The following is a 23,175-nucleotide window of genomic DNA, read 5'->3' as shown; positions in this document are numbered from 1 at the left end:
AATCAAACGAATGTTTGAATGTTTCTGTAGTTGTAGTATACACAGTTCCATTCATAAATTCAAACGATTATTTTAATGTTCTGCCAAAATACGCTCCTACCTAGCCTCAACCCTCTCACAGACTGCCCCAATTCGTATTCGTCAGTAGCAAACAGGTCCGTCTTCCACAAAAAATGCAAAGACGCTTCCAAAACCACTATACTGGTGGAGATGGAAGCGTCTATATTCATATGGCTACGATACGGCCTCATTTCGGTTCCCGTATTCGCATATCTCCAAGAAAGGGCAACGACAACAACGTCTAGTCTCTTCGGTCGGCTCGAATGCTTCAATCGAGAACGGCTGATTGCGGAGCGGCTCCTCCAAGTAGTCACGCATGAGCAGCATGCTATCTATGACGTGGCGCTCTAACTCTTCCATCTCTTCCTCATGTACATGATCTTCTACACAGCTGCCGCTGAGTAGATACTCTGTACGAATATCAAGCTTCTCATAGGGAACCCCGTACACCCGGTGCACATATAATCCATACAGGCGCAGCTGCGTCTTATTGCGCTCATCCTCCTGCCCCGTCTTCCAATCTACAATAATGTACTGATCATCCTGACGGAACATGACATCCAGCTTCACATATACTTTCGTATCTGCTAACAATATTGTATTTAAGCGTTCCAGTTCCATAAGCTGGACACCCGAATCTTCTCTAAAATGCTGCACACTGAGACTGTTCAGAAAACGGTCGGCCAGTATCGGGATCCGAGCCTTAATCGTTTCAATGGTACGGGCTGGCAGTTGTTTGCCATAGTACATTTCATGCAGCATTGTGCGCTGCTTCGGAAGTTCTCTCCATGCCTCCACGTCAAGCGAGTCCGTATACGCCTGATTCAACAAGTTTCGTACTCGCCGAACGATGTCCTCAGCGTCCATCACCCGACTGGATTGGTTCATCTGCATCAATGCAGCCTCTGCCATCTTATGCATCGCATCTCCGAATACAAGATGCAGGTTGGTCATTTGCTTCAGCTGATAGGCCTGCCTTGCCAATGGCTGCGCATCTCGAAACCATCCATTGTGCGAGGCATAATAATGATAGAAATACTTGCGTCTGCACTCTTCGAACAGCACATGACGCGACGGCGACCATGACCATTCCGGGTAAGGCTTACGCTGCATGGAAATCTCCCCTCTCCCCAATTCACTCACCGAACTTCAGTTGTAAAAGCTATTATAGCATGCTCACCATACATAAAAGGGAGAAGTTATCCTATACCTGCTGTATCTCTATGTCAAGCTGCAACCACTTGACCATAAGTGCAGTACAGCAAAACAGCCTCGACCCGATTGTTCGAGTCAAGGCTGCACAAAGAGCATTGTTCCTTGTTGTTTCTTGCGATATTGTTCATCTGCATCCTGAACCGTCAGCAGACACCCTATTTCCCCCTGCTGTCAGGCCTTAACTCGGCCAAGCCTTACATCCAATTCCTGAATGCAGTCCAAATGATCATATTGCTCATTCTCAATCAGCGAAGTTACCGGGTATAGTCTCATCCGTTCCGAAGCATAGGGCCTCAGTTGTCTGGCAAGCGCCTCAATCTCAATCGAGACTGGGCGAAGCCACGCATCGGCCTCCTCTGGATCCAATATAGCTGGCATACGTGTCTCGAATTCCGCAATTAGCTCATTGGAACGCGCCATTAGCAGCGTACAAGTCTGCTGCACTCTCCCTTGTGCGTCGCGCCATACTTCGTACAATCCCGCTACGCCGAAGATCCCTTGCTTGCGAAGCACCACATGAACGGGGTAACTCTTTTTGCCTTCCTGCCGCCAATAATAGAGCCCGCTGCACGGAATGATGCACCGCTGTCGCTCTGTCAGCTTCCAGTATGCTGAATTCGTATGAATGGAATAAATATCAGCATTCAGTGAATCCTTGCCCCAGAAGGGTACCATCCCCCACCGGTATTCATCCAACACACGTCTACCCTCAAGCTCCCTAATAGCCGGCACCGTCTGCGTCGGACTAATGTTGAAGCGCCGTTGATAGGGGTAGAGCACCTGCTCAATGCCAAATGCCCGTTCAATCTCTGATAGATCAGCGGAAATCGAAAGTCTCCTGCACATGTCCATCATCCTCCTCATGGACATTATTGTCTGTATAATTAGAAAAATTATGCAGACAACTCCGCGCAAAGGAATGAGGACAAATCCCTTACTCCATGACATGCCGCCTTAAGGCGAACAAATCTCTCAATTCGGTTGGGGACAGCTCTGTAATCCACTTCTCTCCACCGCCAATTACCTGCTCATTCAAAGTTTGCTTCTGCTCAATCATATCGTCAATTCGCTCTTCCAACGTGCCGAGTGCAATCAACTTATACACCTGCACATTCCGCGTCTGCCCAATACGGTATGCCCGGTCGGAAGCCTGATTCTCCACCGCTGGGTTCCACCAGCGGTCGTAATGGAACACATGATTGGCAGCTGTCAAATTCAGTCCCGTTCCACCAGCCTTTAGCGACAGAATGAAGATGCGCGGACGTTCTTCTGCTGGAAGTGACTCGTCCTGGAAGCGCTGAACCATGCGATCCCGTTCTGCCTTCGGCACACTGCCATGCAGAAACGGAACGGTCTCCCTCATGTTTCGCTCCAGCACCTCTTGCAGCAGCTTGCCCGTCTCAGCATACTGTGTGAAGATGAGACTCCGCTCTCCCGTCGACTGCAGCTCATCCAGCATCTCTAGCAGGCGTGTCAGCTTGCCTGAACGAGCGGAATCCCGTCCAGATACTCGGTCTCGCAGCACAAGTGATGGATGATTGCATACCTGCTTCAGCTTCGTCAACGCAGTGAGCACTCTGCCCCTTCGTTCCATTGGATCGAGTCGATCCAGATCATCGAACAGTGTCTGCAGCGTCTGCTCATACACCGAGGCTTGCTCCGCGGTCAGAGGAACGTAGACCTTCGATTCATTCTTATCCGGCAAGTCAAGCTGAATCTCAGGATCCCGTTTCAGCCTGCGCAGCAGAAATGGCTGCACAAGCCGCTGCACAAGCTTCGTCCACTCTGCATCTCGACCACGTTCAATCGGATTCACGTACGTTCTTCGGAATTGTGCCAACGTGCCCAAATATCCTGGATTTACGAAATCAAAGATCGACCACAGCTCCGTCAAATGATTCTCCATTGGCGTACCGGTCAAGGCAATCCGGTGTTTCGCGCGCAGCTTCCGAATGGCCGCAGACTGCTTCGCATAAGGGTTCTTAATGTTTTGCGCCTCATCCAAGCATAGCGAGTTCCACATGATTGGCCATAGTAGCTCACGATCCATCAAGGCCAACGTGTATGTTGTGATGACCACATCAGCCATGCGAATCTCCTCTGCAAATCGCTCATCCCTGATTCGGTCAGCACCATAATGCAAATACACTCGAACATCCGGCGCAAATCGTTCCAGCTCTCTCTGCCAGTTCCCAATAAGTGAAGTTGGACAGATCAATAGAGAAGCCCCTGACGCCGGTTCCATTTCCTTCACTCTCAGTACATAGGCTATCCATTGTATCGTCTTACCAAGCCCCATATCATCCGCAAGACAGGCGCCAAGGCCGAATTGACGAAGGAACATTAGCCAAGAGTATCCATCAGCCTGATACTTCCGCAGTGTTCCCTGCAATCCTACCGGCAACTTACTAGGTGGAATCGATTCATGATGCTGTAGCATGCCTAGCCAATGCTGCAACTGCTCATTCAGTTCCAGTTCAAGCTGTAGGCTATTGTCACGCTCAATATCTTCATCCAGCAGCCCTTCCTCCAGACGCTTCCGTTCCATGGCCATATGATGCTCAAGCACCTCGCCGAATGTCATCCCACCGCCATCGACTTGCTTCATCAAGCGGCGAATTTCCTTCACGTCATCCGGATTCAATTGAATCCATTGGCCATGGAGTTGAACAAGCCTGCGATCTTGTTCGATGAGCTGACGGAATTCCGCTTCACTTAAGTTCACGTCACCTACCGCGAGTCTCCAATCGAACTGAATCATCTGATTCAATCCCATCGCAGAAGCGGAGAAGGAACCTGCGGAAGAAGGAACCCTCGCCTTTAGCCGAGTTCTCATCTGGCGCACACGCTGCCACCAAGCAGGCACAATGACCCGGAACCCAGCCTCTGCTAGCTGAAGGCTTCCCTCAGCTAAGAAGCGCCATGCATCCTCTTCGCTAAGCTTCGTCTTCAATCGGAGAGAACGGTTCTCTGTGTCCTCTTGATCTTCTTGCTTTGTTTTCAAACCTGTTTCTGTCTCATGCATACTGGTGCGTTCCGGCTGCTCCAATAGAAGCTTCCGGCTAACCCCGGAATCCTCAAGCCAAGGGGCGATTTGCAGCACCTTTCCGATATCTCGAATCAGCCTCTCTTGGAGGAATGGCTTCCATTCTTCCGGGAAATCTCCTGCAGCTGCCTTCACTTGGCTCCTGATCTCGCCATCAATCCTATACTCGCTCAATACGCATCCAATTAGAGCATTCGGATCCATCTTGTCCTGCAGCAAGATGCGAAGCGCCCAAGGCATCCGCTCCTGTTCTGGCTCATCAATACGAAGCACAACACGGAAGGGTGTCTCATCTCGGGTCCAGCCTATCATTTCGAGCCAATCTTGCTCCCCCGTCCACTGCGATGATTGCAGGGGAATGCGCAGCTCCTCCAGTTCCGGGCGTGCACGCAGAGCGGCAGCGCGCAATGAGTCTCGCTCCTGATTATCCGTTAGCAGTTCTGTCATCAACACATCGAACCAATGGACAAGCTCGGGATGCTCGATCTGTTGCGCTTGGTGAAGCAATTCGCGCTGCTGCTTCTGCTCGGATTCGCTTAACAGCAGTTCCCAGCCGAATGCACCCGCTTTCCATTTGTCGTAAGACGGCTCATATCGCCCCTCTTGCAGCAGAGCCATATACAGCTTAGCCGTCTCACTTAGAATGCGGAAGCTGTCTCCTGATTTCAACTCTGTCCAACCTACGTGCGGCGTCATCGCTATCACCTCCAGCATTTCAGCCGCGGTAACAACAATCCCTTCAATACGCCCCTCTCCCTCTACAGGGAGCATCGTACCGTAGAAGGAAGGAGCATGCCAACCGAACAACAGATGCTTCAGTGTTCGCACGTCCCGCCTCATTCCACTATGAAATACCAGGAATGTACCGTCGCTTCGTCTCAAGCATTCCACGTTCCAAGGCGATTGTTCGATCATGTAAGCAGTGCCCCTCCTCTCAACTCTTCTTGAAATGCTCTTAACCGAGAATACCGTTCCAGCAAGTTATCCATGTACCGCTCCCACGTCGAAAGAGAGCCCTTGCGTTCATACATCGAACGCAGCTCATGCAGCAAGGTAACCGCTATCCTGTATTGATCGCGATTGCGTTCCTCAATATGCCGTTCAATGGCCTGATGATATAACGGCAGCAACATGTCTGGCGCCGCGGCAGCGACTTGCCTCCATTCAGCCGTATCTGCCTCCCCCGGCGATATGCGGCGTGCGATCTGAATATCAGCCCAATCACGATATCTTCCCTGCTCTAGGAGGAAAGAAGACAGATACGGGTATATACCAGGCAGCAGTGCCAGCAACAGCGAATCAAGTTCTTGATGCATACCTACGTGTGCATCATAAGCCTGTTTCCACAACATCCAATACCGTTCCAAATGCTCTCGTTGGCGGGATTGGCTGACCATCGGAGCCAGCGCCTTCAACCACATCAGCAGCTTCTCGTGATCTCCACTGTGCATTCGATCGTTAGCATACTGTACAAAGCGCTCAGGTTCATTATAGAAAGTAAGCGAATGCACATGAGCGATTGCATCCTCGTCACAGCCAAGCAACGATTCAATATGGATAAGCGCGACCCGAATTGAATCACGCAGGCGGGGACGAAGCTCGGATAACGGCTTCAACCTCTCCTTAAGCCGTGTACGCTCAAGCTGCAGCTCTTCGGGATCGTTCAATACCCCCGACCACACGAGTGCAAAGGCAGCTAGTCTATCTACAGGGGACTCCTCTTCAGATAGCGCCACCTGCTCTGCCACGACACCTAAGTGGCGAAGATGCTCCTTAAAGGCCTTTGGTAACTTTGAGCCTGCGAAGCGGCGGCTTAATTCTGTAAGCTCCTCCATACAAGGACGAACAGCATCATCCGCGGATATATCGCGAGAATGGTAGCCTCGTGCAGCTTGCGCATAGCGCTCAGCCAATTGCTGAATCAAGAACAACTGCACATGCATGCGCAGCAGCGTCCGCACCGGCTCAGCCATCGCTTCGCTGTCACGATACAACTGCTCCTTAACCCACTTGGTAATATCCACGACAGAGGATTGGAAGTCTGTAAACGGCCGTGCGTATTTTCTATGAAATAAGAGATGCCAGTCCTTGGCGGAAGCATCTGCTGATAAGGTCATCTGACTCGCTCTAACGCGGCGTTCCCGTTCGGCCTTCTGTTTTTCACGCTTGCGAGCAGCCGTACGTTGTCTCTCAAGCTCAATGAAGGCTTGACGGAAATCAGACAGGTACAGTTCAGGCTTCTTCCCTGCTGCCTCGCATAATTGAAAGAACAGCGCCGCCCTATGCTTGCACTCATTCCCAGTTCGGCAAGTGCAAGTACTCGCCTCGACACGTTTCATATGGAGGCTCACATGATAGCGTTCCGTCTCATGCACTTCAGCCCTGATTACCCGAGCTTTTCCCGCGTCCTCATGAACATGGGATACTGCATTCTTGCGGTAATAGCGCCATCCCTGCTCCAGCGTCGCGTACGAATAGTGCTCCTTCATTTGACCGGCTAAGCGGTTGATGTCGTCCACAGATACGTCCGGTTGCTGCAACGTCAATACCCTCCATTACTGCGGCAATGCTCTTCCAAGACCTGTCCGATCGCAAGCATCCGCGAAATTCTGTATCCTTTCAGTTTACACAAAAAAACGGGAATATAGAAGAAAAAGAGCGTCTCCCATGTGGAAACACTCTCAATCGATCAGATCCGCAAGCTCCGCCCTCGCCTGATTAACGTATATGCATGCCTTGTAGATTGGGGATATGCCCAGATTATCATGATCCTTCTTCTCCCCGATTTATATTTCTGATTCACTGGTTGAATCAGCCTGAATAGGATGTGTACCACGAACCTCAGCCACCGTACGAATCGGATAATGGCGGAATAGAATCGAGCCAAGGAATCCTGCTCCAGCTCCGGCTAATGCACATAACACGGCCGTAATCGTAACCATAACTGGATCATTGAAACCGTACATCACCATAAGTCCCGCAATCGGTGTTGCAGTCCCTGTCGCATCATTGACCAGCCCGAAAAGCGCCACTACCACCCCAGCGGCTGCCCCCCCAATGAAGTTCGTGACATACACCGGGATTGGGTTGGCTGAGATCAGATCCGCTTGTGTCAAAGGTTCAATAGCGACTGCAAGTGTTGTACGACGATCACCGAACTTCATGCGGTGGAAGAACACGAAGTTCATAAATGATGACCCCATTACGGACAAGGCTCCGATTGCCATCGGCAATCCTGTTAAGCCAAGCATAGCCGTTAAGGCCATCGAGCTAAGTGGTGCAGTCGCAACAACTGTAATCACACCGCCCAAAATAATGCCCATAATAATCGGATTATTGGTAGCCGTAGCCGAAATAATGCTGCCAATGTTGAGCAGCGTCGCATCTACAATAGGACCTACAAGCTTCGCCAAATAACGTACCAGTGGCGCTGCGACCACAATACAGGCGATAAGATCAAGTCCTGCCGGCACCTTCCGTTCGAATGCCTTAACCAGGAACGAGACGACGTATCCCGCGATAAAGCCCGGAAGCAGCCCCTGCCCGCCACATGCAACACCTAGCATAAGCGAATACACTGGTGATACTCCCATTGCTAATGACACAAGCGCTGCTGCTGCCACGCCTCCCATACCGCCAGCCGTTACCCCCACTTCTTTTAGGAAGTCAAGCTGCAGCATATCACCGCCAACATATCGCTGGAATGCTTCAACCAAGAAGCTGGCAACTGCAGCGTTCGCCAAGGCTCCCATCGCCTTCATTCCGTTAGGCGCTTTGAAGCTGAACAAGCTAAATAAAGATAGGACAAGCAGCAGCAAGGATGTTCCTTGAATGATTTGCATCTTCTCTCCCCCAATGCACGTGCTGCGGCAAATCATGTGTACACATGTATTTTAAATCCAAAAGACTATATGTGCATTCATTGTAACAATTGGAGAGCAGGGTTTTCACTGTATATAATACCCAACCTATGAATCGATAGAACCCGACTTAACCCTCCTTCCCTACTACTTGCCGTTCTCTCATATTCGTCGTTCCATATTCTCTAATCGTTACTTGGACATCATACCGAATCGGTGTCGTCGCGAACGTTTCATCCCATGTCTTCTTCTCTTGCTCCCACAGGCGAGGATAGGCGATACGCAGCTTATCGCTAAATCCTAACACGTCTGCGTGGTATTTCTTTTGCAGCTTATCCAGCAATTTGGTCACCAGTTCTTTAATCTGCTTCTCAGCATCTTCTTCCAAGCGACGAATAAACTTATTGTCAAAGTCATTGCCATCGCTAATCATCTGCTCGCCTAGCCGACCGTCCGACTTTACTTTTACATCGAAAGAAATACGGCCATTTTCAACATGCGGTGTAATTTTACTTTTCACGTTGGTAATTTCATATACGGATACTTGGTTGGTGATGATGTCCTTACTTTTTAGCACACCGCCCTTGCTACCGCCCAGAATCCAGTTCACCGCTTCCATATCCTCTTCGTCAAGATAGCCAAGCTGCTTGCCTGTACTGCCTGATATAATGGAAGCTCCCGACAGCTTCAGCTCCCCTTTGGCTGTGACGACATTCTGTATCAAGAAACTGGTCATCAAATTCAACTTCTCCAGCAAGTTGGTGAGAGACAAGGGCTTCAATAAACGATTCGTTCGATAGTGATTATCAGATATCCCTACCAAGCGAAAGGCTGGAACGTCTCCCGTGAGATTTACATCTAATACCTCTTTCCCTGTTCCCCGGCTAATATAAACCAAGCAGCTAGGACGAAATTCCTGCTCCCGCATAAAGAAGTCCAGTATATCTCGCAAATTCAGTTGCTGCGCCAAGTCAGAACCCATGACAAGCGCTTTGTAGTGCTGTCCGAATATTGGATTCGTTTCCTTCAAGGAAGTCTCTCTTGAAATCTGATATAAAGAATCCCCTGACAGGGACACATTTCGATATTTTTTCTTGCTTCCTGATGCATCTTGCCCTGAAGACTGCTCTGGCTTCGCCATTTGATACGTTAATGTAATCCTCTGATTACGCGGATAATCTGCACCCTTTTTCTCAAATTCTTGCTCCTCTGACGCTATGTGGCCAATGTCCAACGCTGCAGCTACTGTAATGTTCAAATCTTCTATTTCTCTTCGGCTCCAGCACCCACTGAGCAGCAGGATGCTAAGCGAGATGATCGCAATGCGCATGGCTGTCAGCTTGCATCTCCTTAACTTATCCTCCCGCAATTGCCAACCTGATTGTGCAGCATCTAAGACAACATTGCAGCAACGATTGGATACGTTCTGACACTTATTGTTCCTGCTCATCGCTTGCCATTCTCCTTCTCAACTTCACAATCATTAACAAAATAATAGGTAATATCCCGAACATCACCATGGCTGCGTCACCTATTCGATCTCCCATAGAGAAGAGATCATTAATATTTCTGGGAGACATGGAGGCAATATAGATAACCGGAATAAGCAAGTACAGCATCGGACGAATATTCTTATTTGTCATTCGTGCCATGCCAAGCGCAGCCGCATAATGTGTAATCGCATATGTAGTAAAAATCTGAATTACCCAGATGACCAGCAGCAACGATTCATATCGTTCAAATAAGATCCCCGGATATTCGAAGCTGCGGAACAGCGTGATCGTAGGCCAGGTGCGGCTGACAACACCAGCAATGGATAAAGATCCAACTGTCATCACTACAGTAACCACGTAAAAAAGCATCGGAATGAGAATGCCAATTACAACTGCACGAACAGCCTTCTTCGGTGTTGACATATATGCCTGCAGTACGAGCAATATTTCAAAGCCGGAGAAAGAAAGTCCTGTCGTCTTCACACCATTCAATACAGGGCCTATCCCTTGTCCTAGCACTGGCCTTAAATTATTTACGTCAAATATTTTAAAACTTAGCAGAGCCAATCCCGTAATAATCAGAACCGTCAGCGGAAATACAATTTCGAAGAAGCGAGCAATTGCGGATACCCCACCGACCATGATATATATGCCCACCCACAGGAAGGAGATAATCACCACCCAGCGTGGAGTACCTTCAAGCAAATACAAGTTCATTACTTCCGACATGGCTCGCACCATATTACCGGATGTCGCGATGAAATAAATAATGATCGACACATTCAGCACGATCCCTAGCCATTTCCCTACTATAAGCTGACTGTATTCATAAAAGGTCTTACCTGGAAATTGCTGACTGAGCTTCGCTACAATAATGCCTGCTATCATAGCAACAAGGCCGCCGAGAATGACGCTCAGCCATATATCTGGTGTCTTCACCTTCTCCGCTGCTGCTCGGGGGAGCGTTAGAATCCCCACTCCCAGTATATAATTGGCTACAAATACAGCCGCTTGCTGTGTCGTAATTTTTTCACTCGATCCAATTGGTTGACTCATGGTTCTCTACAGCTCCTTCTATCTGCTACTCCTTACGGGTCGGATTACGTGTGTCCAGCATCTTGGGACGCTTCTTCATCAGCCTTAGCGGGGCACGCAAAATGAAGTCTTTCCAATCTGACAAACGGTAAGGCACAGCAGGGCTCATATATGGCACACCGAAGCTCTTCAGCTTAACGAGATGACTGCATAGCACTAAGAAGAACAGAACAACACCATACAAGCCAAGGATCGATGCAAAAAATATCGCGATGAACCGCAAAATGCGCAAAGAAATACCTGCACTGTATTGCGGAATAGCGAAGGAGGATATCGCCGTTACTGCAACAACGATAACCGTGAATGGACTGACGATACCCGCTCTAACCGCGGCATCTCCGATAACGAGTCCGCCCACAATACCGACCGTCTGCCCAATCGGCTTCGGCAGGCGAAGACCCGCTTCGCGCAAGATCTCCAGCGCCACCTCCATAATGAGTACCTCGATGATTGCAGGGAACGGAACGCCAACACGGGTGCCTGCAATGGACAATGCCAGCTTCGTTGGGATCAGACCTTGATGGAATGAGATCAAGGAAATATACAAGGAAGGGCCAAAATTTGATACAAATGCCGCAAAATACCGCAGACAACGAACTAGCGTCCCCGCCATCCATCGTTCATAATAATCCTCCGGCGATTGAAGCAGCATGGTGAACGTCGCCGGTGCAAGCGCAGCATACGGGCTTCCCTCAAGAAAAATCGCCACCCGTCCTTCCATCAAGGCACAAAAGGTTCGATCCAACCGTTCCGTGCTTTGCAGCTGCGGAAAAGGAGATAAGTAATTATCCTCAATCAGCTGTTCGATATAGCTTGAATCCGGAACATCATCGATATCGATCTTGCTAATGCGATCCAGCACATCGGTAACGAGCTGCTTATCCGCTATATCCTCGATGTATGCGAGAACCATCTCACGTTGTACCCGGGTTCCGACACGGCGATGAATGAAAGTGAGCTTCTTGTTCTCACCTTGCTGCCTGAGCAGCGTCATATTGTCAACGAGGCATTCATTGAAGCCAAGCCTTGGTCCGCGTACGAGCACCTCAGATGGCGGCTCGTCCACGCCGCGCACCTTCACCTTCCTCGTATTGAACATAATGGCTCCGATATGCCCTTCAATGAACAAAGCCGTATCGCCCTTCAACACATCGTACGTACAGTCATTAACAATTCGATTCTCCTTCATCGATCCGACAGGGAGGATATGCTCGATCAAATATTCCTTCGTATACATATAATCAGGAGAAGCAACTGCTTCCCCCTCAGATGGTGGCCGAAGCTCGCCCATCAAGGATTTCAGCAGGTGCTTATCAATGAAGTCCCGATCCGAAATCCCTCCAACGAACACAAGCGCTGCACGCTGTGTCGTATAGCCAAGCTGGAACAATCGTATGTTCACATCCTCCATCTGGCCGATATCTTCCTTGACCTTATTGAGATCCTCCTCAAAATGGCCTACAAACCCCTCGTAAGCCGTCTCGGCTTTCCGATTCCCCTGATCATTTTCATCCTTCATCGTGATAGACATAATCTTCGATAATACAAAAGGAACAATGCCTGCAATCGCCGCTTGCGCGAACGCTTGCCAGCTTGGTATATAAGGCGCAATCGCCTGCCACATTTTTCATCACCTTCCCGTAATATGCCCCGCTCTTTCCTGAGTATGCATTTCGTGGAAGATGATGAGGCCTACCATGGCAAAACAGGTATTTTGACATTGGCAGCCTATTCACGCAAAACAGTACGAACTATGTTGTTTGCAACATCAAACATAAATCAGGTTTAGTTTTAAGTAGAAAAACTATATTTTAGAACTTATTATTTATATAATAAAATTCGGTATTCAGAAGTTACATAAAGGAGACGAAACATATGCAAGAACAACCCATAGGAACAGAAACCGGAAAGCTCGAGTTTCTTAACAAACGGGTATGCGGCGCGTGGATGATCTGGATTGGGATCGTCAGCTTGGCGGGATTGCTCACTGGGGGAACACAGCTTATTTTGATGCCGGTGTTTTCTTTCGGGTATGCAATCGGAGTTTTTGGAATTTTAAACAACAAAAAAGCCTATCGACTGCTATCTTACGGTCCACCTACCGCATTCCAGAATCGAATGACGCTTATATCAATCATCGCGATGCTCGTAATGATGGTTCTGATTGGCGGGCCGCACTTCCAGGATGAAAACTATCGCATGATCTGGCTTGGCGCTTTTCTCGCCACCGGCATACACTTCGTTCCGATGGTATGGGTACACGGACGTTCCATGATCATCATTGCAATACTCTTATCCGTCAATGCGCTTGTCGGCATTATGGACGATTCGATCAGCTTCCATATGCTCGCTTATATCGACCTCGTTATCAAGGTTGTGTTCGGTCTATACTTAATGCTGTGGAGCAAACCATCTTCGATGAACATACGCCGCAAGGCATCTGCGTCTAATGCTACATAGCTTCTTTACTACCACACCGATCCATGTATGATTCCGGTGTCCATAGATTGATGAATTCGCAAAACATCCCTGGCCGATCATCCGCTGACTGGCCGGGGATTTATTTATGAGCAACGGCTTCGGGTGCTGGAATTCCAAGCTTTCATGATTCGATAATTGAGGATATCCTAAATCATACGTAACGACCATTTCCATACGCGAAATGTCGGATGTCGATTATTCAACCTCGATACAATGAAGAGGAAAGGAGGGCATGACATGGATATGCTGAAGGATATGAATCTTGCTTTGGCCTATATCGAAGACAATTTGGATCAGGACATCGATTACGCCCAGGTGGCTCGACTTGCAGGAACCTCGGAATATCACTTTCGAAGACTATTTTCATATTTGGCCGGTATGTCTCTGAACACGTATGTTCGCAACCGCAGGCTGTCTCAAGCTGGTCAGGAATTACACAAGAGTGACGTTAAGGTAATTGATGTCGCGATCAAGTATGGCTACCATTCAGTAGACGGATTTACGAGAGCATTCAAGGATTGGCTTGGGATTGCTCCTTCGGAAGTGAGAGGTCTGAATCATCTGAAAGTATTTCCACGCATGACCTTCCAGCTCACTATACGAGGAGGAATCGACATGAATTATCGGATCGAACGGAAAGACGCCTTCAAGCTTGTGGGTGTGAAGCGCCGCGTGCCCATCGTATTCGAGGGCGAGAATGCTGACATTCTGAAGCTATCTCAATCGATTACCGTAGAACAGCGGACAAAACTCCAAAGCTATCGAAATACTGACTTCACCACTGTGGTTAATGCGTCCTACCATTTCGGCGAAGAACGTCATGAAGAAAAAGGCGAGTTAGATCATCTCATCGGATCGATTACGACGCTTGATGCTGATTTTGACGGCTTTGAAGTAGTTGAAGTGCCAGCCTGTACATGGGCCATATTCAGCTCAGTTGGTTCCTACCCTCATACCCTACAGCAGACATGGGCAAAAATCGCCTCCGAGTGGCTGCCTTCATCTTCCTATGAGTTAATCGATGTGCCTGAAATTTGCTTTACCGGAGATATGTCTGACCCACATCAGGTATACAGCGAAATCTGGATCGGCGTAAAAGAAAAAGCAGAATAAGCAGAAAACCCTTGATTCGGCAGGTTAACCGAATCAAGGGTTTTTTCAATTATCATCAATACACTTCAACAACGATTTCTGCCCAAGCTCCGCGGTCAAATGCCGGAACATTGTCGGCGCTATAGAGGGTAACCAGATAGTATCCTTTATGCTGAAGCTTAACCGATCCTGTAAATCCTTGATCTTGGATAGGCAGCTTTCCTTCCTTGATGTCCTTATAAGGATTAGATTTTACAGCTTGCTCGTCAACATATTGCTGCACGGTGAAGCTAAGCGCTCCAAGCTTCTCGTTCCCAGCAACAACCCGACCAGCAATGTCGATTGAACCCCCCTGCGGAATGCGAACATAACCCGATGCAGACTGATCGAACGCGATGTACTTTTTCCCCTCATCGGATAAACGAATAGGAGACGTACTTTCATTCGAGACTTTCCTCATAACCGACAGAGACTTCTCTCCACCTGACACGGCTGTAATTTTCAACGCATTTGGTCCGGGGCGGAGCGGTAGGGTAAACTCGATTCGATTATAATGCCGACCATCAAGCGAAATGTCTTTTTTCAAGACCTTGGCATGATCATCGCCTCCTACCCAACCTCCTCCGCTCAAGGCGGTCGCGACTGATGGTGTGTTCATATCCTTTTGATAAAGCATCGTAAAGGTTGTGCTGTCTTTGTCCGTTTCCCATTTTGGCTGTAGCAGTTCGATGACTTTATTGCTCCACTTCAGTGTTACCTTCTGTTTCGCTGTAGCTGGGCTAATGCCCAAATAAGTCAAAGCTTGAATCGGTATGTAAGTGACGCCTTTGGCTATGAACGGCTTCGCAATGGTCACGCCAGGCAAGGCAGATCCGTCTTCCATATAAACCTTATCAGAGCCTACCCGAAAGATAAGCTGTTCAAAGGGCGGCTTCAGTTCGCTATTCATGACGACATGGACTTGCTGGGCAGACGCGTCAAATTTCAATAGGTCAACAGCTTCTGTTGCACGCAGTGTGCGAAGAGGCACAAAAACACGCCCGTTTTTCATGATTGGCTTATCAAGAGATAAGGTTCTCCCATCCAACACGGCTTGTCCACTGTTAACATCCATAGTGAGCTCATGGGAAATACGATACATCTTGGCTACATCCAGCGTCTCGGTCGTTGTATGGGATGACGAAGCTGACTCCTGAGCAAACGAACTCGATCCACTACCAAAAGCCAGCATAACAGACATAAGTAAAGCCATACATGTTTTCATGTTATCGCCTCCTACATTATCTAGTTACTTGGTTAGACGAATCAGTAGCCGAAAGAGTTGCGCATAGCTTAATCGTAATGAAGTTCGAGAAACGTAAAAAAACCGCTTTGCAGCGGCGTATTACACCTTCTCATCTATCCTCGGATGATCTGGATTGCATTCCGGATCGGGTACTAAGCCTAATTGTGCTAGCTTCATTAAATAATAGCACTCTTCCCTCATCATATGATCTGGTATGAGCGGGGAAATGCGACTAAGCACTTCGGCTGACAATTCTAGATCCTCCAGTTCCTTCAAAAAGGCTCTGAACAAATTCATCTCCATATCGACGTCAGTATGAAATCTGCGGAACGCTGGAAAATCCCGAAGCTGTGTCCGCATGTACCCTGCCATTTCAATACTCTTTAAATAGAACTGTTGAAAATGATCTTCAAAATCCTTACTTTTCTGAATCAATCGCTTTTCTACAAAATCCAAATCGCTGGAAATAGATGCAGCATGACCCGCTGCGTCAGGCAACCAAAGGAAATCGTGGTGCAGTGCATCAAATTGGGGAACCGGCTTTCCTTCCAATAGGTTGGTTAAAATACGTAAGTATTCCTCAAGTTCATTCACCATGTGATTGATAAAGGTTGGAGTGAACGCAATTGTAACACGCCCAAGCAAAAGGCGCTCAAGAATGCTTAGCTTAAATTGCCGCAGGTTGATAGTTAGCGTGTAGGCTTGCTGATTCAGTGTTCCGATCTCTGTATCCGATTGCAGCTCTCGTGCTTGATGCAGAAGCTGATCGAACGCTTGAATAAATTGTTGTGCAGTCTGTATATCTGACGTTTCTTTGGGGGAGAGCGCATTGAAGATGAATCTTGCATGATCGCCTAAAATTTGCAGCCAGAAGCGATGCTCAAACAACGCTGGTTGATTCAACGGGATGACCTCCTTTATCGTTCTAACAAAGGTTTATGAAGGAGGATTAAAATTAATAACTTAGGTATCTCCGCATCTGGAGTCATTGTGCATAAATAACATTCAAGCTAGACAATATAAGGAAGATGAAACCATACGAAACTATGGATAAAAAGGAGTCTGACCCCAATGACACATACGAATACCGTGCAAATCGAACAACTAGCGCAACAATTGATTCAACAAACCAATGCAGCAACGCAAAAATACCAGCAGCTATTGCATCAAGAGCAGCAAAATGCTGCACGATTACAGGAGCTTGCTAAAATTGAACAGCATGCGGCCCATGTGATTCAGACTGCGCTTCAAGGTCATCAAACAGCTGTACAACAATTGCAGCAAATTATCAGCCTCGCCCATCAATCACATACTGCACCAACCAGTTATGCAGCGGGGTATGTGGCTCATACGTATCCACAGGTGAGCGATACGCAACATTACGTTTCACAAGTAAACACTACTCCCCAAACAGGATATAGAGGATATTAAAAATAGGCCGTTACCAACCTAATTTTCAAGCCAGCAAGCAGACAGCCGACTGATAAGATTCTGTCTTCATTAGAAGATGTCAGAAGAAGCTGTCTGCTTTCTTTTCCCCCTCTGTCTCTCCCATTAAAAAAAGCAATGCCCGGCAGGACTGCCAAGCATTGCTTCTATTTTCTCTAGTCATGATTCCCGATAAGAAAGGCCACAGACTCATAAGGTCGGAGTGTAAGCTGTTGGATCGTACTCGGTGTATCCTTATAATTGCTGATAAGGATATGCGCTTCACCGTGTAGTGCTACTTCCACTGGAAGCGTGAACTCCGCCTCCTCGCCATAGAAGTTGCTGATGACGAGCAATCGTTCTGATCCGTGTGTGCGCATGTAAGCAAATATGCGCGGATCGTCCTTCAGCAGCAGGCGGTAGTCACCATGCACGATAATGTCATACTGCTTGCGCAGTGCAATCAATTGGCGATAATGGTGGAAGACCGAATCCGGATCGCGCAGTGCCGCCTCGGCATTGATGTCTTGATAATTCGGAGCCGAGCCGATCCAAGGGATACCCGTTGTGAATCCTCCGTGATGCGAAGCATCCCACTGCATTGGCGTGCGCGAATTGTCGCGCGACTTCTGCTGCAGTGCAGCCATAATATCCGTTTCAGGAACGCCCTGCTTCTCCAGCAGGCGATGCGCATTGATCGATTCGATGTCCCGATACTCGCTAATATGCGAGAAATGCGGATTCGTCATGCCGAGCTCTTCCCCTTGATACACGTACGGTGTGCCCTGCATCAAGTGCAGCGTCGTAGCGAGCATTTTCGCCGATTGCACACGATAGGCGCCGTCATTGCCGAAGCGAGATACTACCCGCGGCTGATCGTGGTTGCACCAGAACAAGGCGTTCCAGCCCCCGCCTGTATTCATGCCAACCTGCCACTCGCTTATGATCCGCTTAAGCTGAAGGAAGTCGAAGTCGGCTTTAACCCATTTCTCCCCATTCGGATAATCGACCTTCAGATGGTGGAAGTTGAACACCATGCTCAGCTCGCGCTCATCCGGGTGCGTATACTTGATGCAGTTCTCCATCGTCGTCGACGACATTTCTCCAACCGTCAACATGTGCGGATACTGCGAGAATACACGAGCATTCATCTCCTTCAGAAACTCATGAATGCGCGGCCCGTCTGTGTAATATTTGCGTCCATCAGCCGTAGCTGTTGCCAGCGTATCGTTCGGATAGTCCTGATCCTTGGAAATCACATTGATAACGTCCAGCCGGAATCCATCAACGCCCTTATTCAGCCAATAGTGCATCATGTCGTACACTTTATCCCGCAGCACTGGATTCTCCCAGTTCAAATCAGCCTGGGTAACGTCATATAAGTGCAAGTAATATTGCTCCGTTTTCTCGTCATACGCCCAGGCGCTGCCGCCAAATTTAGACTGCCAATTGTTCGGCTCCCCTCCGTTCACGCCATCCTTCCAAATATAGTAGTTGCGAATCGGATTGTCCGTACTGCTTGCAGCCTCCTTGAACCAGACGTGCTCCGTCGAGGTGTGGTTAACGACGATGTCCATAATGATGCGGATATCTTTGTCGTGCGCTTTCTGTAACAATTTCTCGAATGTATCCATCGTGCCGTATTCCGGCTGGATACGGTAATAATCGCTAATATCATAGCCGTTGTCTCTCTGCGGAGATTCGTAAATCGGCGTCAACCATATGACATCGATTCCGAGCTCCTTCAAGTAGTCCAGCTTGTCGATAATCCCCTGCAAATCCCCAATTCCGTCACCGTTTGTGTCGTTGAAGCTCTTCGGATAAATCTGATAGATGACAGATTTCTTCCACCACTCCTGCTCCAATTGTTGTGTCATTGTCTTGCACCACCATGTAGTTCTTATTTTTAGTACGATATAGGAATCGCTCTGTGTATCGCGTTATGAATGCCCTAATTATGCCTGACGCTTCGTCTTCCCGACAATAAGCGTAATGACGAACGGTACAATCAACGCCACCGCCATGCCGAGGAAGAATGGAACCCACTGCTGCGGGAAGATAGATAGGAAGCCTGGCAATCCGCCAACGCCGATAGACACGGCCTTTACCTGAAATGCTGAGATAACGACTGCGCCCAATGCAGAGCCGATCATCGCTGAGATGAACGGGTACCGCAGCCGCAGATTCACACCGAACATCGCAGGCTCGGTAATGCCCAAGTAAGCAGATATCGCCGAGGTCACGGACATCCCTTTCAGCTTCTCGTCCTTAGTAACGAACACCATCGCAAGCGCCGCCGAGCCCTGCGCAATGTTGGACAAGGCGAGAATCGGCCATAGGAACGTGCTGCCCGTGCTTGCAATGAGCTGCAGGTCGACTGCCAGGAATGTATGATGCATACCTGTTACGACAAGCAGCGCATACAAGCCGCCGTAAATAAGTCCACCCAGTACAGCCGCGTGCTCGAAAATTCCAACGAAAGCCGATGTGATGGCGTTGCCGATTGTGAAGGTCAACGGTCCAATCACGATAAAGGACAAAAACCCGGTAAGAAGCAGCGTAGTCGGAGCGACCAACAGCAGCTTGAAGCCATCCGGCACACGCTTGTTCAGAAAGCCCTCGATCTTCGCCAAGCAGAAAGCAGATACAAGTACAGGAAGCACTTGCCCTTGATAGCCAATCTTCTCGAATTCAAAACCAAACAAGTTCCAGTGCGGTACCGTACCATTCGCAACTGCATCCCCATATGCCCAAGCATTCAGCAAATCCGGATGGATAAGCATTAAGCCAAGTACAATCCCGAGCAGTTCACTGCCGCCGAACTTTTTAACCGCTGACCAGCCGATCAGCCCCGGCAGGAAGACGAAGGCGGTATTGGCGATCAGATTGATCATCTCCGCGAAGCCCTTCCACTGAGCATATACATCAATGAAGGCTTGATCCGCGAAGAAGATGCCCTTGCCAGTCAATATATTGTTGATCCCCATCAATAGACCTGCCGTAATAATAGCAGGCAAAATCGGAATGAAGATATCTGCAAGCGCCTTCACTGCACGCTGCAATGGGTTCAGTTTCTTGGATGCCACATTCTTGATGTCCTGCGTAGACGCCCGTTCCCCACCGCTAATCTCAAGCAGCTTCTCGTACACCTTCTGTACAAGTCCTGGACCGATAATGACTTGGAACTGCCCGTTCGTCGCAAATGATCCTTTGACAAGTTCATTCTTCTCCAAAGCTTGCTGATCAACAATGCTTTCGTCATTTAAAGCAAAGCGAAGTCGCGTCACACAATGCGTAACCGCAGAAATATTTTCTTTTCCACCAATGGCTTCTAAAATCTGCTCAACCGAACGTTGATCAACTGCCATATCGATGTACCTCCCCAATGGAATCGCTTCCACGTTTGTTGAGATCATTATAACTTGTATAGACAGGTTTGTAAACACTTGTATAGACAAGTTGGTTTGGAGAACGTGAAAAAACAGCGCCCAGTCTAGGATTTCTTTTTCTCATCCAAGATTGCCGCTGTTTCTTATAGTTTGGTTGCGTCCAATATAAAATTCGTAAAATCGGGCGGTTTTATCATTTGAATCGGAGTTTCGATCTCGCACTTCTCCCAATAAATTTAAACGTACGTCCTTCCGTATAGCTAAGACTGCTTTAGCGCTTGAAATTATCCTTTTTACCATTACCGGAGTTACTTAGAACCCTGTCAGCGTCTCCGCGCAAAATCAGTAAACACAAATCGTTCAGGATGATGGCGCGATTCCGTATACTCGAACAGCTCGCCGTCATGCATATAAACATAGTTCTTCACAACGACAACGAAGCCGTACGATTTCATGATCAAGTGTTCCCGATCCTTTGCCGTCGCAGGCTCCACCTGGATCACGCGCTGGGCAAAGCCTATTTTGTGGCCTAATTGCTGTTCGATATAGTCGTATATCGAGCGCTCAGCAATTTCCTTCGTTAGGCCCTCCACCTTCTCTTTCAAAAAGTAATTGATATCTAAAATAATGCGCTCTCCGTCAAGCTCGCGCACCCGATGCAGACAATATGCTGTTGCGCCCAATGGCAGCTTAGTCCGCTCATGCAGCTTGTCCGTAATCGTAATTTCCTCAAAGTAAGGTACGGTCGTCTCGAACTTCTGCCCGCTGCTCTCGCTTGCTTCCTTGAAGCTGACCAATCCGCCGAATGAGAACGCGATGGCATTATTGTCTAGCACATATACACCCTTGCCAGGATGGCGATTGACAAGCCCTTCTTCGACAAGCAGATCGAGCGCGTTACGTATCGTTCCCCGGCTCGTGTCATAGATAACGCAAAATTCATGCTCCGAAGGAAGCTTTGTTCCCGGTGCGTACTCACCTGAAGCAATCTTCCCCTTAATCTCTTCATAAATAGTCATGTATAGCTTACTTGTGCTCATATTAGCAACTAACCCCCAATAATGCTTCCGTCCTAACCTTCATTGCTTGCCTCTATCATATCACGATTGCTTCAGCAGTTAAAAAGAAGAAAGCCTCTCAGCGCAGGCACCGCTAAAGCCAATGAAAAAGACGCTGCCCGTGCAGCGCCTCTACAATGATGAAGTGTGTGAGTATCAGTTTATAAAACATTGATGACATTGCTTAGAAGTTCAAACAAAACCTGCTCAGTATTTTCTGAGAAAACTTGGGGTCGTATTGAAAAATGACTGATTGATAAACCGGTGGCAACACGCAAAAATTGCTTCTATCGTTTGAGTCGAGTTCGCAAGTACACGCACCATCAACCCAGACACCGGAAGCAGGGATAAGCCGATTCGGCAATCCTCGGAAATTCCATCAATCTCATGGTAAAGCCGATCCAAGAAATCCTGATCGACCTGTTCCGAGATCATCATCATCGACCCGAGATGCGAATAACCTTCCATAAGACCAAGGGAAGTCATACGATGCGCCTTAGGATTCAATTTGATATGGTCATGAACCGCTAATACGCCATCCAAATAAATCTCGTTCATGAATTGCAGCAGGTCATAACTGAATTGCCGCCCATCGGGAGACCATCCGGAGGTGACGATTTCGGAATACAGCAGATTAGCTCCCTTTTCCATCCGAATGACCGTTTTTTGCTTATACCGTGCATGTTCGTACCCGATGATCGGATCAGTTATATATTCGAGATAGCTGCCATTCTTCAACTGGATTTCAACTTCTTGATAGGCGGGTTTCTTCGGCGTTTTGTAGATTTTGGTCGCAGATTGCGTCGTTAAAGTGAGCCGGGCACCTTCCTCCAATGAAACCTGCATCAGATAACGGTCCCCGTCCAGATAACCTCCGCCCGGATTCAATATATAGTAACACGCCTGCCCCGAATCATCGTGATAGATTGGCCGCATCACTTTAAATGCACCTTGAAAATACACGTTTCTGGCGACGGTTTTACCGCTTCTCACCTCAGCATTCAGCCGCAGAACCCCCGTCCATTCCTCCATTTACTCCAGATCCTTCAAGAACGCATTTCTTTTGATCCAATGGATGACCTGATCCAATCCTTTGTTATCCTTCAAATTGGTGAACACAAACGGTTTATTCCCGCGGAAAACCTTCGTGTCCGCTTCCATCACTTCCAGGCTTGCCCCGACATAAGGCGCCAGATCGGTTTTGTTGATAATGAACAGATCCGATTTGATCATGCCCTGTCCGCCCTTGCGCGGAATTTTCTCCCCTTGCGCCACGTCGATAATATAAATTGAAAAATCAACCAATTCAGGACTGAAAGTGGCCGCGAGATTATCTCCACCGCTTTCCACAAAAATAAGCTCGACATCCGGATGGCGCTCAATCAGTTCGTCGATGGCCGCAAAATTCATCGAAGCGTCTTCGCGGATGGCCGTGTGCGGACATCCTCCAGTTTCAACGCCGATTATCCGATCCACGGGCAGAACGCCGTTCTCCATTAGAAATTTGGCGTCTTCTTTTGTATAAATATCATTTGTGACGACAGCCATACTGATTTCCCCTTCAAGATGACGGGTTATTTTTTCAACGAGCAGTGTTTTTCCAGCTCCGACCGGCCCACCGATCCCGATTTTAATAGGCCCCATAATTCACACGCTTCCTTCTGTTATGGAAT

General features: G+C 48.3%; 18 protein-coding genes. 3 read left to right on the top strand and 15 right to left on the bottom strand.

What is annotated here, in order from left to right; translation table 11 throughout:
* Nucleotides 1-234 precede the first annotated feature (234 nt).
* The 8 genes from PBN151_RS24290 to PBN151_RS24255 form a co-directional block, all read right to left on the bottom strand.
* Entirely contained in the window at nucleotides 235-1,173 is a 939-nt protein-coding gene (locus PBN151_RS24290; protein ID WP_072731049.1) for a PD-(D/E)XK nuclease family protein, read from the bottom strand.
* A 273-nt stretch (nucleotides 1,174-1,446) separates the two neighbouring features.
* Entirely contained in the window at nucleotides 1,447-2,121 is a 675-nt protein-coding gene (locus tag PBN151_RS24285; protein WP_072731048.1) for an SOS response-associated peptidase, read from the bottom strand.
* An 88-nt stretch (nucleotides 2,122-2,209) separates the two neighbouring features.
* The gene (locus tag PBN151_RS24280) at nucleotides 2,210-5,236 is read right to left on the bottom strand and encodes a DEAD/DEAH box helicase (protein ID WP_072731047.1); all 3,027 of its coding nucleotides are present in this window, start codon (nucleotides 5,234-5,236) and stop codon (nucleotides 2,210-2,212) included.
* Nucleotides 5,233-6,861 carry an SWIM zinc finger family protein gene (locus PBN151_RS24275; RefSeq protein ID WP_072731046.1) on the bottom strand — a complete coding sequence of 543 codons (1,629 nt, stop codon included), beginning with the start codon at nucleotides 6,859-6,861 and terminating at the stop codon, nucleotides 5,233-5,235. Before PBN151_RS24275 ends, PBN151_RS24280 begins: the two co-directional genes overlap by 4 nt.
* Before the next feature lie 246 nt (nucleotides 6,862-7,107).
* Nucleotides 7,108-8,163: a PTS sugar transporter subunit IIC gene (locus PBN151_RS24270; RefSeq protein ID WP_072731045.1), complete on the bottom strand. Its 1,056-nt coding sequence runs from the start codon at nucleotides 8,161-8,163 to the stop codon at nucleotides 7,108-7,110.
* Nucleotides 8,164-8,311: 148 nt separating this feature from the next.
* The gene (locus tag PBN151_RS24265) at nucleotides 8,312-9,631 is read right to left on the bottom strand and encodes a Ger(x)C family spore germination protein (RefSeq protein WP_083545311.1); all 1,320 of its coding nucleotides are present in this window, start codon (nucleotides 9,629-9,631) and stop codon (nucleotides 8,312-8,314) included.
* The gene (locus PBN151_RS24260; RefSeq protein WP_072731044.1) at nucleotides 9,615-10,730 is read right to left on the bottom strand and encodes a GerAB/ArcD/ProY family transporter; all 1,116 of its coding nucleotides are present in this window, start codon (nucleotides 10,728-10,730) and stop codon (nucleotides 9,615-9,617) included. Before PBN151_RS24260 ends, PBN151_RS24265 begins: the two co-directional genes overlap by 17 nt.
* A gap of 25 nt (nucleotides 10,731-10,755) precedes the next feature.
* Nucleotides 10,756-12,393, bottom strand: coding sequence for a spore germination protein (locus tag PBN151_RS24255; RefSeq protein WP_072731043.1), 1,638 nt, complete (start codon nucleotides 12,391-12,393; stop codon nucleotides 10,756-10,758).
* A 251-nt stretch (nucleotides 12,394-12,644) separates the two neighbouring features.
* Between PBN151_RS24255 and PBN151_RS24250 the strand changes: the two genes are divergently transcribed.
* Nucleotides 12,645-13,229: a DUF6609 family protein gene (locus PBN151_RS24250; protein ID WP_072731042.1), complete on the top strand. Its 585-nt coding sequence runs from the start codon at nucleotides 12,645-12,647 to the stop codon at nucleotides 13,227-13,229.
* Nucleotides 13,230-13,487: 258 nt separating this feature from the next.
* Nucleotides 13,488-14,363 carry an AraC family transcriptional regulator gene (locus tag PBN151_RS24245; protein ID WP_072731041.1) on the top strand — a complete coding sequence of 292 codons (876 nt, stop codon included), beginning with the start codon at nucleotides 13,488-13,490 and terminating at the stop codon, nucleotides 14,361-14,363.
* A gap of 55 nt (nucleotides 14,364-14,418) precedes the next feature.
* Here the strand turns inward: PBN151_RS24245 and PBN151_RS24240 are convergent, their stop codons facing one another.
* Together PBN151_RS24240 and PBN151_RS24235 are read right to left on the bottom strand one after the other, a co-directional pair.
* The gene (locus tag PBN151_RS24240) at nucleotides 14,419-15,606 is read right to left on the bottom strand and encodes a stalk domain-containing protein (RefSeq protein ID WP_072731040.1); all 1,188 of its coding nucleotides are present in this window, start codon (nucleotides 15,604-15,606) and stop codon (nucleotides 14,419-14,421) included.
* A 120-nt stretch (nucleotides 15,607-15,726) separates the two neighbouring features.
* Nucleotides 15,727-16,530, bottom strand: a complete 804-nt coding sequence (locus PBN151_RS24235) for a DUF2935 domain-containing protein (protein ID WP_072731039.1) — start codon at nucleotides 16,528-16,530, stop codon at nucleotides 15,727-15,729.
* A 168-nt stretch (nucleotides 16,531-16,698) separates the two neighbouring features.
* Between PBN151_RS24235 and PBN151_RS24230 the strand changes: the two genes are divergently transcribed.
* On the top strand, nucleotides 16,699-17,058 hold the full coding sequence (locus PBN151_RS24230) for a hypothetical protein (protein ID WP_021256206.1): 360 nt from the start codon (nucleotides 16,699-16,701) through the stop codon (nucleotides 17,056-17,058).
* A 173-nt stretch (nucleotides 17,059-17,231) separates the two neighbouring features.
* Here PBN151_RS24230 and treC read toward each other — a convergent pair whose 3' ends face one another.
* The 5 genes from treC to ureG all read right to left on the bottom strand — a co-directional run bounded on the left by treC (nucleotide 17,232) and on the right by ureG (nucleotide 23,146).
* Complete coding sequence (treC, locus tag PBN151_RS24225; RefSeq protein ID WP_275936822.1) at nucleotides 17,232-18,932, bottom strand: alpha,alpha-phosphotrehalase; 1,701 nt, start codon at nucleotides 18,930-18,932, stop codon at nucleotides 17,232-17,234.
* Nucleotides 18,933-19,010: 78 nt separating this feature from the next.
* On the bottom strand, nucleotides 19,011-20,423 hold the full coding sequence (treP, locus tag PBN151_RS24220; RefSeq protein ID WP_072731038.1) for a PTS system trehalose-specific EIIBC component: 1,413 nt from the start codon (nucleotides 20,421-20,423) through the stop codon (nucleotides 19,011-19,013).
* A 344-nt stretch (nucleotides 20,424-20,767) separates the two neighbouring features.
* Nucleotides 20,768-21,484, bottom strand: a complete 717-nt coding sequence (gene treR, locus PBN151_RS24215) for a trehalose operon repressor (protein ID WP_072731037.1) — start codon at nucleotides 21,482-21,484, stop codon at nucleotides 20,768-20,770.
* 225 nt (nucleotides 21,485-21,709) lie between these two features.
* The gene (locus tag PBN151_RS24210) at nucleotides 21,710-22,534 is read right to left on the bottom strand and encodes an urease accessory protein UreD (protein WP_072731036.1); all 825 of its coding nucleotides are present in this window, start codon (nucleotides 22,532-22,534) and stop codon (nucleotides 21,710-21,712) included.
* Entirely contained in the window at nucleotides 22,535-23,146 is a 612-nt protein-coding gene (ureG, locus tag PBN151_RS24205; protein ID WP_072731035.1) for an urease accessory protein UreG, read from the bottom strand. It lies immediately after the preceding gene.
* Between the last annotated feature and the right edge of the window lie 29 nt (nucleotides 23,147-23,175).

Source organism: Paenibacillus sp. NAIST15-1, assembly GCF_001894745.1.
Lineage (GTDB): Bacteria > Bacillota > Bacilli > Paenibacillales > Paenibacillaceae > Paenibacillus_B > Paenibacillus_B suaedae.
Note: the sequence above shows the minus strand (reverse complement) of the source record. Positions and strands in the feature narration are given on the sequence as shown.